At 74.4% G+C, this 15,259-nt stretch carries 14 protein-coding genes; 8 read left to right on the top strand and 6 right to left on the bottom strand.

Annotated features, from left to right (window positions below):
• Nucleotides 1–226: 226 nt before the first annotated feature.
• Nucleotides 227–1,063 carry an oxidoreductase gene (locus tag J2S44_RS02685; RefSeq protein WP_310408728.1) on the bottom strand — a complete coding sequence of 279 codons (837 nt, stop codon included), beginning with the start codon at nucleotides 1,061–1,063 and terminating at the stop codon, nucleotides 227–229.
• A gap of 102 nt (nucleotides 1,064–1,165) precedes the next feature.
• Between J2S44_RS02685 and J2S44_RS02690 the strand changes: the two genes are divergently transcribed.
• The 3 genes from J2S44_RS02690 to J2S44_RS02700 all read left to right on the top strand — a co-directional run bounded on the left by J2S44_RS02690 (nucleotide 1,166) and on the right by J2S44_RS02700 (nucleotide 4,493).
• Nucleotides 1,166–2,035 carry a helix-turn-helix domain-containing protein gene (locus J2S44_RS02690; protein ID WP_310408730.1) on the top strand — a complete coding sequence of 290 codons (870 nt, stop codon included), beginning with the start codon at nucleotides 1,166–1,168 and terminating at the stop codon, nucleotides 2,033–2,035.
• A gap of 114 nt (nucleotides 2,036–2,149) precedes the next feature.
• The gene (rox, locus tag J2S44_RS02695; RefSeq protein ID WP_310408732.1) at nucleotides 2,150–3,562 is read left to right on the top strand and encodes a rifampin monooxygenase; all 1,413 of its coding nucleotides are present in this window, start codon (nucleotides 2,150–2,152) and stop codon (nucleotides 3,560–3,562) included.
• 166 nt (nucleotides 3,563–3,728) lie between these two features.
• The gene (locus J2S44_RS02700) at nucleotides 3,729–4,493 is read left to right on the top strand and encodes an NAD-dependent epimerase/dehydratase family protein (RefSeq protein WP_310408734.1); all 765 of its coding nucleotides are present in this window, start codon (nucleotides 3,729–3,731) and stop codon (nucleotides 4,491–4,493) included.
• Nucleotides 4,494–4,510: 17 nt separating this feature from the next.
• On the opposite strand, the gene J2S44_RS02705 is transcribed toward J2S44_RS02700, so the two are convergent.
• Complete coding sequence (locus J2S44_RS02705) at nucleotides 4,511–4,684, bottom strand: hypothetical protein (protein ID WP_310408736.1); 174 nt, start codon at nucleotides 4,682–4,684, stop codon at nucleotides 4,511–4,513.
• Between the two features lie 102 nt (nucleotides 4,685–4,786).
• Between J2S44_RS02705 and J2S44_RS02710 the strand changes: the two genes are divergently transcribed.
• Nucleotides 4,787–4,993 (top strand): hypothetical protein, encoded by a 207-nt coding sequence (locus tag J2S44_RS02710; protein WP_310408737.1) that lies wholly within the window; start codon nucleotides 4,787–4,789, stop codon nucleotides 4,991–4,993.
• Between the two features lie 144 nt (nucleotides 4,994–5,137).
• Nucleotides 5,138–5,836, top strand: coding sequence for a carbonic anhydrase (locus J2S44_RS02715; RefSeq protein ID WP_310408739.1), 699 nt, complete (start codon nucleotides 5,138–5,140; stop codon nucleotides 5,834–5,836).
• A gap of 169 nt (nucleotides 5,837–6,005) precedes the next feature.
• Here the strand turns inward: J2S44_RS02715 and J2S44_RS02720 are convergent, their stop codons facing one another.
• Nucleotides 6,006–7,775 (bottom strand): ABC transporter ATP-binding protein, encoded by a 1,770-nt coding sequence (locus tag J2S44_RS02720; RefSeq protein ID WP_310408741.1) that lies wholly within the window; start codon nucleotides 7,773–7,775, stop codon nucleotides 6,006–6,008.
• 39 nt (nucleotides 7,776–7,814) lie between these two features.
• Here J2S44_RS02720 and J2S44_RS02725 point away from each other — a divergent pair, with 39 nt between their 5' ends.
• On the top strand, nucleotides 7,815–8,372 hold the full coding sequence (locus tag J2S44_RS02725) for a hypothetical protein (RefSeq protein WP_310408743.1): 558 nt from the start codon (nucleotides 7,815–7,817) through the stop codon (nucleotides 8,370–8,372).
• A 27-nt stretch (nucleotides 8,373–8,399) separates the two neighbouring features.
• On the opposite strand, the gene J2S44_RS02730 is transcribed toward J2S44_RS02725, so the two are convergent.
• Nucleotides 8,400–9,374, bottom strand: coding sequence for a flavin-containing monooxygenase (locus tag J2S44_RS02730; protein ID WP_310408745.1), 975 nt, complete (start codon nucleotides 9,372–9,374; stop codon nucleotides 8,400–8,402).
• 18 nt (nucleotides 9,375–9,392) lie between these two features.
• Nucleotides 9,393–12,473 carry a DUF4132 domain-containing protein gene (locus J2S44_RS02735; RefSeq protein ID WP_310408747.1) on the bottom strand — a complete coding sequence of 1,027 codons (3,081 nt, stop codon included), beginning with the start codon at nucleotides 12,471–12,473 and terminating at the stop codon, nucleotides 9,393–9,395.
• A gap of 103 nt (nucleotides 12,474–12,576) precedes the next feature.
• Here J2S44_RS02735 and J2S44_RS02740 point away from each other — a divergent pair, with 103 nt between their 5' ends.
• Nucleotides 12,577–14,028, top strand: coding sequence for an alpha/beta hydrolase (locus J2S44_RS02740; RefSeq protein WP_310408749.1), 1,452 nt, complete (start codon nucleotides 12,577–12,579; stop codon nucleotides 14,026–14,028).
• Between the two features lie 67 nt (nucleotides 14,029–14,095).
• Entirely contained in the window at nucleotides 14,096–14,821 is a 726-nt protein-coding gene (locus tag J2S44_RS02745) for a helix-turn-helix domain-containing protein (RefSeq protein ID WP_310408752.1), read from the top strand.
• Here the strand turns inward: J2S44_RS02745 and J2S44_RS02750 are convergent.
• On the bottom strand, nucleotides 14,802–15,224 hold the full coding sequence (locus tag J2S44_RS02750) for an iron chaperone (RefSeq protein WP_310408753.1): 423 nt from the start codon (nucleotides 15,222–15,224) through the stop codon (nucleotides 14,802–14,804). The two genes, J2S44_RS02745 and J2S44_RS02750, sit on opposite strands and share 20 nt — an antisense overlap.
• Between the last annotated feature and the right edge of the window lie 35 nt (nucleotides 15,225–15,259).

Raw genomic sequence — 15,259 nt, forward strand, 5'->3', positions numbered from 1 at the left:
GCGCTCCGCGCTTCGAGTTACGTCCACAACGGACGAACGTGCACGCGGTGGCTCCCGCACCAGGAGCAACACCGCATCGCCGGCGTACGGCAGATGTGCCGTGCCTGCGACCTGACCGGCACCACGGCGTGCACCTGCCTGCGCGGCGGTCACACCACGCCCGGCGGCAGCCGGATCGACGTCCTGTTCGCCCACGGCACCGGGGGCAGGGCGCGCAGCCGCGCCACTACTGAGGAGGGGTCTGCCCGCCGAGCCGCGCGACGGCGTCGGCGGGCAGGGTCAGGCCGGCGGCGGCGATGTTCTCCCGCAGGTGGGCGACCGACGACGTACCCGGGATGACCAGGATGTTGGGCGAGCGCTGGAGGAGCCAGGCGAGCGCGGTCTGCTGCGGGGTCGCGCCGAGCGACGCGGCCACCTCGTCGAGCACGGCGGACTGCAACGGGCTGAAGCCGCCGAGCGGGAAGAAGGACACGAAACCGATGCCGTCCGCGGCGAGCGCGTCGATCAGCGCGTCGTCGTGGCGTACCGCCAGGTTGTAGAGGTTCTGGACGAACACGACCGGGGCGATCGCGCGGGCCTCGGCCACCTGGCCGGCGGTCACGTTGGACACGCCGAGGTGCCGGATCAGGCCCTCGTCACGCATGGCGGCCAGCTCGCCGAACGGTTCGGCGAGCGAGCCGGGACCGGCCACCCGGAGGTTGACCGCGTCGAGCGTGTCCACGCCCAGGTGCTCCAGGTTGGCGTGCACCTGGGCGCGCAGGTCGTGCGGCCACGGGTCCCAGCTGCCGTCCGGGCCGCGGCGGAAGCCGACCTTCGTGACGATCCGCAGACTCCCCGGGTACGGGTGCAGCGCCTCGCGGATGATCTCGTTGGTCACCGCCGGGCCGTAGAAGTCGCTGGTGTCCAGGTGCGTGACGCCGAGCTCGACCGCGGTGCGCAGCACCCGCACCGCCTCCGCACGGTCCCGTGGCGGGCCGAACGCGTTCGGCCCGGCCAGCTGCATCGCGCCGTAGCCGATCCGGGTCAGGACAAGGTCTTTCGCAAGTTCAAGGCTGTCGTTCACGGCGTCGATGCTGCTGCCGCGGGCCGGATCACGGGAGCTACGGATCGTCCTGGTACAGCTGATACCAGGCCGGTACGCCGCCGCTGCGGCAGCATGGTAGGCATGAACGATCTCGGTACCGCGCTGCGCGCCTGGCGGGACCGGCTCGACCCGGCCGCGGCCGGCCTGCCGCGCACCTCACCCCGTCAGGTCGCCGGGCTGCGCCGCGAGGAACTGGCCGTGCTGGCCGGGATCTCGGTCGAGTACGTGGTCCGGCTCGAACAGGGCCGCGCCGCCACGCCGTCCGCGCAGGTCTGCGCGGCACTGGCCCGCGCGCTGCAGCTCGGCGACGACGAGCAGGCGCACCTGCTGCGCCTGGCCGGGCACGCGGCCGACCCGGACCGGGTGCCGCGGCTGATCCCGGAGAGCCTGCACCGGGTGCTGGACGAACTGGCCCACGACCCGGTCGCGATCTACGACGCGTGCTGGCAGCTGCTGCACTGGAATCCGTTGCACGCGGCCGTGTTCGGCGACCTCAGCGTGCTGCCGGCCGCGGACCGCAACGCGCTGGTGATGCAGTTCTGCGACGTGCCGACGCGGGTGCGGCAGACCCCGGCGGAACGGGTCGCGTTCGAGGGGTCGCTGGTCGCGGACCTGCGCGCGACGACGAGCCGGTATCCGCACGATCCAGCGGTGGCCGCGCTGGTCGACCGGCTGCGGCGGGTGCCGCGGTTCCGGGTGCTGTGGGAGTCGCAGTCGGTGGCGGAGCATCAGTCCGCGTCGAAGGTGGTGGAGCACCCGGACGTCGGCGAGATCGCGGTGCGGTCGCATGTGCTGGCGATCGGCGGCTCGAACCTGCACGTGGTGGTCTGCACGCCACAGCCGGGCACGGACGCGCGCGGCAAACTGGACCTGCTGGCGGCGATCGGCGCGACAACGATCGGCGCGACAGCGATCGGCACGGGTGCGATCGGCGCGACGGCGACTGTGTGACGGCGACTGTGTGACGGCACGACCTCCCCGCCACTCTCAACGTATATCGCACCCCCGGTCTTGCCGCAAGCCCCGGGGCGTCCCCCAGAATGGCTCCTGAACTGGGGGTTTGTCATGATCGATGTGATCGTTGCCGGGGGTGGGCCGACCGGCATGATGCTGGCGGCGGAGCTGCGGCTGCACGGCGTGAACGTGGTGGTACTGGAGCGGGACGCGGAGCCGTCGCCGATCGTGCGGTCGCTCGGGCTGCACGCGCGCAGCATCGAGATCCTGGACCAACGCGGGATCCTGGACCGGTTCCTCGCGCACGGCACCCGGCACCCGCTCGGCGGGTTCTTCGCCGGCATCCGCAAGCCGGCGCCGGAACGGCTGGACAGCGCGCACGCGTACGTGCTCGGCATCCCGCAGCCGATCACCGACCGGCTGCTGACCGAGTGGGCCGCCTCGCTCGGCGCGCAGATCCGGCGCGGGTGCGAGGTACGCGGGCTCGCGCAGGACGACTCCGGGGTGGACGTGGAACTGGCCACCGGTGAGCGGTTGCGGGCACGGTTCGTGGCCGGCTGCGACGGTGGCCGCAGCACCGTGCGCAAGCTGCTCGGTGTCGGCTTCCCGGGCGAGCCGAGCCGGATCGACACGCTCATCGGCGAGATGGAGGTCACCGCGTCGGCGGAGACGATCGCGGCCGCGAACGAGGAGGTGCGCCGGACGCAGCTGCGGTTCGGGCTGATGCCGCTGGCCGATGGCGGCTACCGGGTGGGCGTACCGGCCGCCGGCGTCTCCGCGTCCGCTCCGTCCTTCGAGGAGTTCACGGAGCAACTGCGGGCGGTCGCGGGTACGGACTTCGGCGCGCACTCGCCGCGCTGGCTGTCCCGTTTCGGCGACGCGACCCGGCTGGCGGAACGGTACCGCACCGGGCGGGTGCTGCTGGCCGGCGACGCCGCGCACGTCCACCCGCCGGCCGGTGGGCAGGGCCTCAACCTGGGCCTGCAGGACGCGCACAACCTGGGCTGGAAACTCGCGGCCACGATCCACGGATGGGCGCCGGACGAGCTGCTGGACAGCTACCAGGCCGAGCGGCGGCCGGTCGCGGCGGACGTGCTGGACAACACGCGCGCGCAGATGACGCTGATGTCGCTGGAACCCGGGCCGCTGGCGGTACGCCGGCTGGTCACCGAGCTGATGGACTTCGAGGAGGTGAACCGCTTCCTGCTCGAGAAGATCACCGCGATCGGGGTGCGGTACGACTTCGGTTCGGCGGCGCCGCTGGTCGGCCGGCACCTGCCGGACACGCCGATGTCCGAGGGGCGGCTGTACGAGCGGTTGCGCGGCGGCCGCGGGCTGCTGGTCGACCGGACCGGGACGCTGTCCGTGACCGGGTGGACCGACCGGGTGGACCACGTCGTCGACGCGGCCGCCGACCTGCCCGCGCCCGCGGTGCTCCTGCGGCCGGACGGCCACGTCGCCTGGGCCGGCGACGACCAGCCCGGCCTGCGCGACTCGCTGACCCGCTGGTTCGGCGCCGGCTGACCGGACCCGGCACACCGGCGGCCCACGCCCCGGGCAGCCCGCGCCGGGGCGCCGGCCCGCCGACCGGGCCGGCCGCGACCAAGCGGCCCGCGACAAAGCGGCCCGCGGCCGGGTGGTCCGCGGCCGGGTGACGGTTCGGCGGCGGCTGGCTGGGCATCCGGTCGGTATGGCGACCATTCTGATGACCGGCGCGGCCGGGGCGATCGGGCACATGCTGCGGCCCCGGCTGGCCCACCACGAGCTGCGGCTGACCGACGTACGGGCCGGCGACGGCATCGACGAGCTCGACGTGACGGACGCGGCCGCGGTCGAGAAGGCCTGCGCCGGCGCCGACGCGATCCTGCACCTGGGCGGCATCGCGGGCGAGGGCCCGTTCGAGGACGTGCTCGCGGTCAACGTCCGCGGCACCGAACGGGTCCTGGCCGCCGCCGTGCGCACCGGCGTCCCCCGCGTCGTCCTCGCCTCCAGCAATCACGCCGCCGGCCTCTACTCGCGCGCCGACGCGGGGCCGGGCGGCCTGGCCGACGACGTACCGGCCCGCCCGGACTCGTACTACGGCTGGAGCAAGGCCGCGATGGAGCACCTCGGCCGGCTCTACCACGACCGCCACGGCCTGCACGTCATCTGCCTGCGCATCGGCACCTGCTGCGACCGCCCGGCCGCACCCCGGGACCTGTCCACCTGGCTCTCCCCCGACGACGCCGCCCGCCTGGTCGAGGCCGCGCTGACCGCGACCGGCTGGCGCCTCGTCTGGGGTGTCTCCGCCAACACCCGCCGCTGGTGGTCCACCACCGGCGGCCTCGCCATCGGCTACTACCCGCACGACGACGCGGAACGCTGGGCGCGCCGGTGCGGCGAACCCGACCTCGCCGACCCCGCGAACCAGCTGGTCGGCGGCGCCATGCCCGCGAAGCCGCTGGGCGCGTCGTAGACGCCACCCGCGGCCGGTCAGTTGCCGTGCGGGTCGCGGAGGCGCCGGCGGTAGCGCTGCCGGTCGAGGCGGGCGTGACCGGCCTCGGCCTCGGCGATGGCGCGGTCGGCGGCCTTCCAGCGGCGGCGCAGTGCCAGGAACCCGACCAGCGCCGCGGCCGTGAGCAGGAGGTTCAGCGCGGTCACGAGCATGCCGTTGACGATATGCGCCTTTCGGCGGCCGTGGTGTCGGGGTGCCGACCGACGGCCCGGGGCGCACGGGTTCCGCGGCGCGGTGGGCGTTATCGTGGGCGGATGTCCGCCGATGGCCAGCCGCAACGTCCGGTACCGCTGATCCTGCTGATCGGCAGCGTGTTCGTGACCGTCACGGTGGTCGAGGTGCTGGTGGGGAACCTGGATCGTCACTGGCTGGTCAGCGGGCTGTTCCTGATCGGCGAGTTCGTCGCCGGGGTGGTGATCGCGGTGGCGGTCTGGACGTTCGTGATGACGCGCCGCTCCTGACGTTCGCACCGCCGGTCGCCGTCGGTCAGCGCCCGCACACGGCGCGCGGATGTGGGGCGCGTCGCAGCGCCAGGGACTGACATCCACCGGCATCAGAGCGAAGAATGCCTGTGTCCTACAGTCTGTCGGTACAGGAGTTCCTGGATGTCGCACACCACCTTGCGCCGCCGCACCCTGCTCACCGCGGGCGGCGTCGCGGCCGGCGCGCTCGCGATTCCGGCCGCCGCCTCCGCCGCCCCGCCCGCGGATCCGGCGCCCACCACGCCGACCGCGGCCGTGCGCCGGCTGCTCGCCGGCAACCGGCGCTTCACCACCGGGCGGGCCCGGCACCCGCACCAGACGATCGCCCGGCTGCACGAGGTGGCGGCCGGCCAGCACCCGTGGGCCGTCCTGCTCGGCTGCGCCGACTCCCGGGTCTCGCCGGAGCTGCTCTTCGACGAGGGCATCGGCGACCTGTTCGACGACCGGGTGGCCGGCAACATCGTCGACGACCTGCTGCTCGGCAGCATGGAGTACGCGGTGGAGGAGTTCGCCCCGCCGCTGATCCTGGTCCTCGGCCACGAGCGGTGCGGCGCGATCAGCGCCACCATCAACGCCGTCAACACCGGTGGCTCCGCGCCCGGGCACATAGCGTCCATCGTGGAGGCGCTGCGGCCGATCGTCGCGCCGTACGCGTCCGCGCCGGACGGCGTGGAGCAGGCGGTGCAGGCGAACATCCGCGCCCAGGCCGCCGCGATCCTCGAGCGGAGCGACATCATCCGCGAGCGCGTCGAGTCCGGTGAGACCGCGGTGGTCGGCGCCCGCTACGACCTGGACACCGGCGTGGTGACGCTGGTCCGCTGAGCCCGGCACGCGCCACCGGCCGGTTCACGGCCCGGCCGGCGGCGCGCACGGGGGTTTCGGTGACCCGCGACGGATCGTGCAGGGAGGCTGCCCGCGGCCGACCGGTGCCCGCGGGAGCACTGGGTAGGTGACCACGCCGGAAGCGGGAATGTCGCTGTCCGTAGGGGTTTCAGCCGGCCTGCGCGGCGTACAGGGCGGCGTAGCGGCCGCGGCGGGAGAGCAGCTCGGCGTGGGTGCCGATCTCGGCGACGCGGCCCTCGTCGAGCACCACGATCCGGTCGGCGCGGCGGATGGTGGAGAGGCGGTGCGCGACCACGAGCGTGGTGCGGCCGCTCATCAGGCGGGACAGCGCGGCTTTGACCCGGGCCTCGGATTCGGGGTCGAGCGCGCTGGTGGCCTCGTCGAGCAGGAGCACGCGCGGGTCGCGGACGAGCGCGCGGGCGATGGCGATGCGCTGGCGCTGGCCGCCGGACAGGCGGGCGCCGCGTTCGCCGACGACGGTGTCCCAGCCGTCGGGCCGGCCGTCGACGATGTCGAGCGCGTGGGCGTCCCGGAGGGCCTGCCGGAGGCGGTCGTCGGAGACCCGGTCGAGGCCGTAGGTGACGTTGTCCCGGATGGTGCCCTCGAAGAGCACCGACTCCTGGGGTACGACGGAGACGAAGCGCCGCGCGGTACGCAGGTCGAGGTCCTGCATGTCGGTGCCGTCGAGCAGGATCCGGCCACCGGTCGGGCGCAGGAAGCCGAGCACCAGGTTCAGCACGGTGGACTTGCCGGCGCCGGACGGGCCGACGAACGCGACGGTCTCCCCCGGCCGGATGTCCAGGTCGATGTCGTGCAGCGAGTCCGTGGTGGCGCCGGGGTGGCGGTAGGACACCCCGGACAGCGTGATCCGGCCGGTGACCGAGCGGACGACGCGCTTGCCCTCGTTCTGTTCGAGGTCGGGTTCCTGGAGCACCTCGGCGATCGAGCGGACCGACTCGACGCCGCGGGCGGCGACCGGGAGCAGGCCGAGCAGCTGGATCAGGCCCTGGGTGAGCAGCGCGAAGTAGCTGGAGAGCAGCACCACCTCGCCGGGCGTGATCGGGAGCGTGCCGGTGAGCGAGAAGACCGCGGCGAGCATCAGGCAGGCGACGCCGAGGAACTGCATGGTGACCCAGGACATGGACGCGGTGTGGCCGTTGAGCATGTCGAGGCGGAGCGCTTCCCGGCGGACGCCCTCGGCGCCGTCGGCGACCCGGGTGACCGCGGTCTGCTCCAGGCCGTGCGCGCGGGTGACCGGGATGAGCGAGGCCATCTCGCCGACCCGGGCCGCGAAGCCCTCCATCTCGCGGCGGAAGCGCTCGTTGCGGACCCGGGCGCGGCGGGCCACGGTGTGCCGGACGAGCAGCGCAAGCGGCACGGTGAGCAGGTAGACCGGCAGGAACTCGGGGACCATGAGCGCGGTCATCGCGGTCGCGCCGGTCAGCACCATGACCGCGGAGAGCAGCGGGTGGGTGACCTGCTGGAGCATCAGCTCGATGTTCTCGATGTCGCGGACCACCTTGTTCTGAACGATCGAGGAGCTGGCCCGGGTGTGGAACCCTATCGACAGGCTCTGCAGGCGGGCGGCGAGCGCGTTGCGCAGCCCGGCGCCGGTGTCGCGCACCACGCGCATGAAGTGGTGGGTGTAGAGCAGGTGGTTCGGGTAGTTCTGCGCCAGCAGCACGGTGGCGACGGCGAACCAGACGAGCACCGCGCCGGCCGGCCCGCCGCGCGCGACGATGTCGATGATCTTCGCGGTGATCACCGGCAGGAACCAGAGCGGGATCTCCTTCAGCATGAACGCGCCGAGCGCGAGCGTGAGCCGACCGGGCCGGCGGCGCAACAGGCGGAGGACGGACTGCACCGGGTGCTGGCCGTCGACGACCATCGGGGATCCGGAAAGCGCTTGCCCAGCCATTCCGCGAAGTCTATTGCGCCGGTCCGCGATTATCACGTGATGAGGCGACGGGTCGTGGTGGCACTGGTGGTGGCGCTGGCCGCGGGCGCTGCCGGGTTCGCCTGGCTGGCACGCCCGCGACTGGCCGAGGGGTCGATGCTGTCCCCCGGGGCCGGGTTCACCTGGGCGAACGACGGCGTCGAGGACACCCGCATGCTGCTCCGGGGGCGCCCGGTGCCGGTGGCGTCGGCGCGGTTCACGGTGCGCAACGAGGGCCGGGTTCCGGTCACGCTGACCGGCCTGGACACGAGCGGGCAGCTGCCGTGGACGGCGGGCCAGCGGGTCACGTTCCAGCCCGGGCCGGCCGGGGTGGCGCCGGAGACGCCGCCGGTGGACCGGATCGAGGTGGCGCCGGGCGGCGAGGCGATCGTGAACTGGTCGCTGGACCTGGCGTGCCGGCCGGTGCTGACCAACGCCCACCTGGACATCACCACGCTGCCGCTGCGCGTGCGCACGCTCGGCCTGAGCCGCACGTACGAGTTCCCCCTGCGATACCCGATGACCTTCGCCGCCGCGCCGGTGGCCGATCCGGGCCCGACGGCCGACTGCGGCCGGTGACGGACGGCCGGGTGATCGGCCGGCCGGTCAGTGCGGGCCCAGGCGCCGGGCCACGCGGGCGGCGTCCGGGGCCATGCCACCGAGCGTGCCGGAGCTGAGCGTGTGCTGGAAGGGCAGACCCACGAAACCCAGCGAGGGTACGCCGTCCGCGCGCGGGTCCAGCCAGTCGAGGCGGGGACGCAGGCCGGTGCACCAGACCACGGTGGCGACCGGCAGCACGCGCCCGTCCGCGAGCACCGGCAGCCCGTCCCGCACCCCGGTCACCCGGGGCACCCGGACGACCCCGGCCGCGGCGAGCGACCGCGCGGTGTGCCACACCAGCGGGCCGGCCCGCCGCCGCAGGAACCGCCGGGCCCGCTCGCCCGGCACCGGCAGCCGGTAGAGCGCGCGCACGGCCCGGCTGCGGGCCACCGCGAGCGGCACGGTGCCGGTGCGCGGCCCGGCCAGGCAGGTGCGGTGCGTGGCCGCGAGCAGCGACGCGAGGTCGGCGCCGGACTGCCCGGCCCCGACCACCAGCACCGGGCCGTCCCCGATCCCGGCGCCGTCCCGGAACGCGGCCGAGTGGACCTGGTGGATCGCCGGGTCCAGCGCGGCGGCGAACGGCGGCACCACCGGGACCGCGTGCGCGCCGGCCGCCCACACCAGCCGGTCCGCGACCAGGCTCCCGCCGTCGCCGAGCGTCAGGTGGTGCCGGCCGTCCCGGAATCGGTGCGCCCGCACGGTGGTGCCGAGCCGCACGCCGATCCGCTGCCGGTCCGCGTACGCCTCCAGGTAGTCGGCGTAGTCGTCCTTGGCCGGGTGCGCGCCCGGGTCGCCGGGCAGCGGCACGCCGGGCAGCGCGCAGAAGCGGGCCGGCGTGAACAGCCGCAGCCCGGCGTAGCGGTGCCGCCAGCTGTCACCGACCCGGGCACCGGCGTCGAGCACGACCGGGTCGTGGCGGCGCAGCCGGACCGCGGTGGCGAGGCCGGCCGCGCCCGCGCCCACCACGACCGTCGTGCCCATCGGCTTCGACGATAGCCGTCAGTCCAGCACGCGCAGATCGTGGATCAGCTCGGAGCGGACCACCGGGGGCAGGCCGGCGAACGTGACATCACCGGAGAACACGAGCCCGCGCACGGTCTGCTCGGGTGCGGAGCCGGCCGTGTCCGACGCGTGCCAGCCCGGGTCGGTGTCCAGCACCGCCCATCCGCCGCCGGGCAGCGGCTTCGCCATCCGGACCGTGGACGCGTCGTACCACCGGGTCCAGCCGTACCGTTCCAGGCCGCGCAGCACCGGGTAGCTCACGGTCCGGCCGACGAACCGGTCCGGTGCGGCGGCGTCGAGATGGCGCGGGCGGTCGAGCTGCGGGAACGGCTGCAGCAGCGCGTAGTCGGCGAAGACCTCGGTCCACCGCCGCGGGTCGAACCACACCGGATGCAGGACGGTGACCTCGGACGAGGCCGCCGGCACGAACGGTGCGTCGTCGACGGTGGCGAGCGTGCCGTCCTCGGCGACCCGCACGGTGGCGGTCAGCGTGTCGCCGTCGAACACGCCCCAGACCAGGCGCTGGGCCAGGTGCGTCATCCACGGATGGGTGGCGAACCGGTCCAGGAAGATCGCGACCGGGATGCGGCGGCCGGTGCGCATGGCCCGTTCCAGGCGGGCGACGTGCAGCGACGCGGACGCCCGGGCGATCCGGCGGATCGCGGCCAGCCGCGCGCGGGCCTCGGCGAGCTCGGCCTTCCGGGGCAGGTCCGCCAGCACCCGCCCGGACGGGTCACGGACGACCGGCAGCCCCCGGTGGTCGAACGCGAGCCGGTACGCACCCAGGTCGGTGTCCGCGCCGAGGGCCGGCACCATCCGGTCCGCCAGCTCGTCCGGGGTGAGCCCGCGCAGCGCCGCGATCTCCTCGATGTGACCGCGGGCCACGGCCGCGAAGCGGGGGAAACGGGAGCGCTCGGCCAGCAGGCTCAGCTCGATCAGCGCGGCGTCGGTGCCCCGGTGCCGGATCGCGTCCAGCGCGGTCTGCGCGCGGGCGGCCGCGCTGGTGCCGGCCCACTGCCGGGCGAGCGTGGCGAGCCGGCGGGCGCCGGTGTCGTCGCCGAGCAGGCCGGTCGCGTGCAGGCACCAGGCCTCGGCGGGTGGCGTGCCGGCCGCCAGCCAGCGGTCGAGCAGCGCGTCGGTGAACGCGGCGCGGTCCTCGGCGGGGAAGCGCCCCCGGGCGGCGAGCACGCCCGGGTGCACCTGGTCGGCGTCGCAGGCGGCCAGGTGCACCAGCAGCAGCTTCTGCTCCGGGCGTGGGATGCCGGGCAGCGGCGTCCTGGTCAGGTAGCCGGGGATGGACGGTTGCCTGGCCCGGGGCGCGGCCAGCGGGTCCAGCTCCAGCAGCGCGAGCAGGTCGTCCGCCGCCGAGGACGCCTGCGCGAGCAGCAACGCCCGGTGGCCCTGCGCGTCGAGCCAGCGCAGCGCGCGGCCGAGCGCCGGGTCGGACGGTTCGGCCGTCCACGCCGCGACCAGGCCGGCGGCGGCGTGCCGGGGGTGGCGCAGCAGCCAGGCGCGGGCCGGCCGGCGATGCTTGCGCCCGGCGAACGCGCGGGCGACCGGGCCGGCCAGCGCGGTGTGCCCGATCGGCTGCGCCGCTTCCAGCGCGGCCTCGACGGCGGACCGGTCGTCGAACGCGGCCACCAGCGCCGGCACGTGACTCGCGCCGTGCCGGAGCAGCACCAGCGGCAGGGCCCAGCGCACCCAGTAGGAGTGCTGGGCGAAGCCGAGCGCCATCAGCCGGTCGTGCGTCCAGCGCGGCGCGAGCGCGAGCGCGGTGAACGGCGTCGGGATCGCCCAGTGCTCGTGATGCTCCAGCCACGCGGTGACCTGCGCGGTGTCGCAGTCGCCGATCGGCACGCCGTCCCACCGTGCCGCGTCCGCGTACACGCTCAGGTTCTCGGCCGCGGACCGCTCGTGCTCGCGCCAGTCGAGTTCCGGCTCGACCGGCACGAACGGCTCGCGCAGCACCGGGTGCGCCGCCGGCGGCGGCCGATAGGCGAACGGCACCCCCGGCGGTACGGCCTCGTCCCCGTCCTCGGTCACCGGTGCGAAGCGGAGGCTCCGGTCCGCGCCCAGCACCTCGTGCGTGCTGTCGTGGTCGACGTGCGTGAGCAGGCTGGTCCACACCGCGTTGTAGTGCTCGTGGTCGTGGAACGGCCAGGCCGGGCGCATGCGGCTCAGGATCGGCCCGGCCGCCTCCCCCGCGATCTCCAGCAGGCTCGCCAGGTAGAGCCGTCCGCCGGACTGGCTGAAGAACTCGTGCCGGACCCGCGGGTTCGCCGCCAGGAACCGTTCGACCGTGTCCACGTCGCCGGCGGCCAGCCCGGACGCGTGCACGTCGACGTTGCCGAACTCGCCCACGGCGCGCAGCGCGGCGTCGTGCGCGGCCCGCTCGTCCGGGCCGGACTCCGGGCCGATCGGCAGCAGGAACGTGACGGCCCAGAACAGGTCCGCGAGCCGGCTGCCGTCGAGGTGGCGCGCCCGGCGGTCGCGGGCGTCCAGGATCGCGTCGCGGGCGGCGGCGTACCCGGCGTGATCCGCGAGGACCAGCAGCTGGCGCAGCCGGCCGAACACGCCGACCCCGCTGTACGGCAGGTCGCTGTCGAAGCCGCCGATGATCCGCCGGGCCGCCTCGGGCAGGCCGTGCGCCGCGGTGAGGAAGTCGGCGAGCCAGTCGTCCACCGGCCCGCCGTGCCAGGTGAACCGGTTCCGGACGGCCCGGACCAGCGCGTGGTCGTCGTCCGCGGTGCCGGTCCGGGCGACCGGGTCGAGCAGCCGCTCGCCGAGCCGGCGGTCCTCGCCGGCGGTCGAGGTGACGTAGTCCCACACCCGGGACGTCTCGGACTTCTCCGTGGTCAGCATGCGGTCGACGGACCAGACGTGGTGGCGCAGCCCGGCCCAGGCCTCGTCCACCCCGGCGAGCGGGCGTACCGGGACCTCGATCCCGCCCCGGCGCGGATGCAGCACGCTGCGCAGCCACGGCGTGACCAGGACGCGACCGCGCCGCTCCACCGGTTGCGGCGCCGGTGTCCACGGCGGTGGCGCGGGCGAGGGGTCGGGAGCGCTCCACAAGATCACCGAGCAAACGTAGCCTGCGCGGTCACGTCGACGCCCGTCGCTTGACCCGGCCCCGAGGACACGGTGTCGGATGGGACGAACTGATCGAAAGAGGAGGATCGGAATGAACCGAAGGCGGGTGGCCGCGCTGGCGGCACTGCTCGGCACGGCCGGCGCGCTGATCGCGATGCCACCGGCGGCGGCGGACCCGGCCGCACCGGCGCTGACCTGGGCCGCGTGCCCGGTGGACGTGGTGATCAACCCGTTGGTGACGGCGCAGTGCGCGACCCTGCCGGTGCCGCTGGACTACGGCGATCCGGACGGCGAGCAGATCGAGATCATGATCTCCCGGGTGGCCGGCCCGAACCCGGCGAAGCGGCGCGGCATCCTGCTGACCAACCCGGGCGGTCCGGGCGGCTCCGGGCTCGGGCTCCCGTCGGACCTGGTCGGCAAGGGGCTGCCGGTCAGCGTGTCGAACGCGTACGACCTGATCGGCATGGACACCCGCGGCGTCGGCCACTCCACGCCGATGGGCTGCGGACTGACCACCGACGACGGGTACCAGGGCAACATACCGCCGTACGCGCCGGACGACGCGGCCGTCGTCGCTCAGGCGGAGATCGCGAAGAAGGTCGCGGCCCGGTGCGCGGCCAACCCGCGACTGCGCCACCTGACCACCGCGAACACGGCCCGTGACCTGGACCGGGTGCGGATCGCGCTCGGCGAGGAGAAGGCCAGCTTCCTCGGCTTCTCGTACGGCTCGGCGCTGGGTGCCGCGTACGCGTCGCTGTTCCCGGACACCGCCGACCGCGTCGTGCTGGACAGCAACGTCGGCGACAGCCACCTCAACCGCGAGGGCCTGCGCCGGTACGCGCTCGGCTTCGAGGAGACGTTCCCGGACTTCGCGCGGTGGCTGGCGGACCGGCACGACGCGTACGGGATGGGCCGCACGCCGGAGCAGGTGCGCCGGACCTACCTGGCGCTCGTCGAGCGGCTGGACCGGACCCCGGCACCGGACGGGACCACCGGCGCGATGCTCCGCGCGGTCGTGTTCGCCGGGCTCTTCTCCGAGGCCGCGTACGGGCGGACCGCGATCATCCTGCAGACGTACCTGATCCCCGGCTCGGTGCCCCCCGCGCCGGAGACGCCGCCGGGCCCGCACCCGCTCGACGTCGCGCTCTCCGTGTTCCTCAGCGTCTCCTGCAACGACACGGAGTGGCCGGAGGACCTGGACACGTACCGGCGCGGCGTGGCGGAGGACCGCAAGCGGTACCCGCTCTACGGCGCGGCCGCGGCCAACGTGCTGCCCTGCGCCTACTGGCCGTGGGAGCCGTCCGAGGCACCGGTCGAGATCGTCCCGAACGACGTGCTGATCGTGCAGAACCGGCACGACCCGGTCACCCCGCTGGCCGGCGGCCGGCTGCTGCGGTCCGCGTTCGGCGCCGGCTCCCGGCTGCTGACCGTGAACGGCAGCGGGCACGGCGTCTACGTGCTCGGCGGCGACGCGTGCGCGCTGAACGTCACCACCGCGTACCTGACCGACGGCCGCCTCCCGGCCCGGGACACCGTCTGCTGATCCTCGACCGTGTCCCCGGGACGCTGATCCTTGACCGTGTCCCTGGGACAGGGTGTCGAATACGGGAATGCGGAACAGCGGCGGCTGGAGCACCCGGGAACTGGCCGAGATCGCCGGCACGACGGTCAAGGCCGTCCGGTACTACCACCGGATCGGGCTGCTGCCGGAACCGGAGCGGGCGGCCAACGGGTACAAGCGGTACCGGGTGGCGCACCTGACCCGGCTGCTGCGGATCCGGCGCCTGATCGACATCGGCGTCTCGCTCGCCGACATGGACGCGATGGAGAAGTCGGTCGAGGGCGCGGAGCAGGTGCTCCGCGCCCTCGACGCGGAGCTGGCCGCGAGCATCGAACGGCAGCAGCGGATGCGGGCGGAGCTGGCCGAGGCGCTGCGCCGGCCGCACCTCGCGGACCTGCCGGCCGGTTTCGGTGAGTTCCCCGAGGGCCTGCCCGACACGGACCGGGCACTGTTCATGATCAGCGCGCAGGTCCTCGACCCCGAGGCGATGAACCTGCTGCGGGACCTGCCCGTGGAGCCCCGCTCCGCGGAGACGGTGGAGTTCGACACGCTGCCCGCGGACGCGGACGAGGCGACCCGGCAGAGCCTGGCCGAGCGGTTCGCCCCGGAGATCCGGCTCGGCTGGGAGACGCACCCGGAGCTGGCCGCGCTCGGCGACGACGGCGGACCGCTCACCTCACCGGTCATGCTGCGCAGCATCGCCGAGCTGTACAACCCGGCGCAGATCGACGTGCTGCAGCGGATCAACGCGATGCTCAGGCCGCCGCCCGCTTGAGCAGCCCGGCGATCACGGTCTCGTGCTCGGGGGTGAGCGTGGTGAGCGCGTACGCGGTGGGCCACATGCCGCCGTCGTCCAGCGCGGCGTCGTCCTGGAAGCCGAGCGTGGCGTAGCGGGTCTTGAACTTGCCGGCCGGCTGCAGGAACACCAGCACCTTGCCGTCCTTGGCCCAGCCCGGCATGCCGTAGTAGGTCTTCGCGGTCAGGTGCGGTGCGTGCTCCTTGACCAGCGCGTGCACCCGCTCGGCGAGCGCGCGGTCCACGTCGTCCAGCTCGGCGATCTTCGCGAGCAGGTCGGCCTCCGCGGTCGCGCTGTTCTTCTGCCGCTTCAGCTCGGCCGCGCGCTCCTTCATCGCCGCGCGCTCCTCGGCGGAGAACCCGTCGTCCTTCTTCGCTGCCATGGTCAGCTCCTTTCCGCAGCTCCTGCCCCTTCATG

The sequence above is a fragment of the Catenuloplanes niger genome, assembly GCF_031458255.1.
GTDB classification, from domain to species: domain Bacteria; phylum Actinomycetota; class Actinomycetes; order Mycobacteriales; family Micromonosporaceae; genus Catenuloplanes; species Catenuloplanes niger.

What these genes read in the sequence shown, in the direction of transcription:
- J2S44_RS02690 (WP_310408730.1), top strand. Translation starts at nt 1,166, where the DNA reads ATGAACGATCTCGGTACCGCGCTGCGCGCCTGGCGGGACCGGCTCGAC.
- rox (WP_310408732.1), top strand. Translation starts at nt 2,150, where the DNA reads ATGATCGATGTGATCGTTGCCGGGGGTGGGCCGACCGGCATGATGCTG.
- J2S44_RS02700 (WP_310408734.1), top strand. Translation starts at nt 3,729, where the DNA reads ATGGCGACCATTCTGATGACCGGCGCGGCCGGGGCGATCGGGCACATG.
- J2S44_RS02705 (WP_310408736.1), bottom strand. Translation starts at nt 4,684, where the DNA reads ATGCTCGTGACCGCGCTGAACCTCCTGCTCACGGCCGCGGCGCTGGTC.
- J2S44_RS02710 (WP_310408737.1), top strand. Translation starts at nt 4,787, where the DNA reads ATGTCCGCCGATGGCCAGCCGCAACGTCCGGTACCGCTGATCCTGCTG.
- J2S44_RS02715 (WP_310408739.1), top strand. Translation starts at nt 5,138, where the DNA reads ATGTCGCACACCACCTTGCGCCGCCGCACCCTGCTCACCGCGGGCGGC.
- J2S44_RS02720 (WP_310408741.1), bottom strand. Translation starts at nt 7,775, where the DNA reads ATGGCTGGGCAAGCGCTTTCCGGATCCCCGATGGTCGTCGACGGCCAG.
- J2S44_RS02725 (WP_310408743.1), top strand. Translation starts at nt 7,815, where the DNA reads ATGAGGCGACGGGTCGTGGTGGCACTGGTGGTGGCGCTGGCCGCGGGC.
- J2S44_RS02730 (WP_310408745.1), bottom strand. Translation starts at nt 9,374, where the DNA reads ATGGGCACGACGGTCGTGGTGGGCGCGGGCGCGGCCGGCCTCGCCACC.
- J2S44_RS02740 (WP_310408749.1), top strand. Translation starts at nt 12,577, where the DNA reads ATGAACCGAAGGCGGGTGGCCGCGCTGGCGGCACTGCTCGGCACGGCC.
- J2S44_RS02745 (WP_310408752.1), top strand. Translation starts at nt 14,096, where the DNA reads ATGCGGAACAGCGGCGGCTGGAGCACCCGGGAACTGGCCGAGATCGCC.
- J2S44_RS02750 (WP_310408753.1), bottom strand. Translation starts at nt 15,224, where the DNA reads ATGGCAGCGAAGAAGGACGACGGGTTCTCCGCCGAGGAGCGCGCGGCG.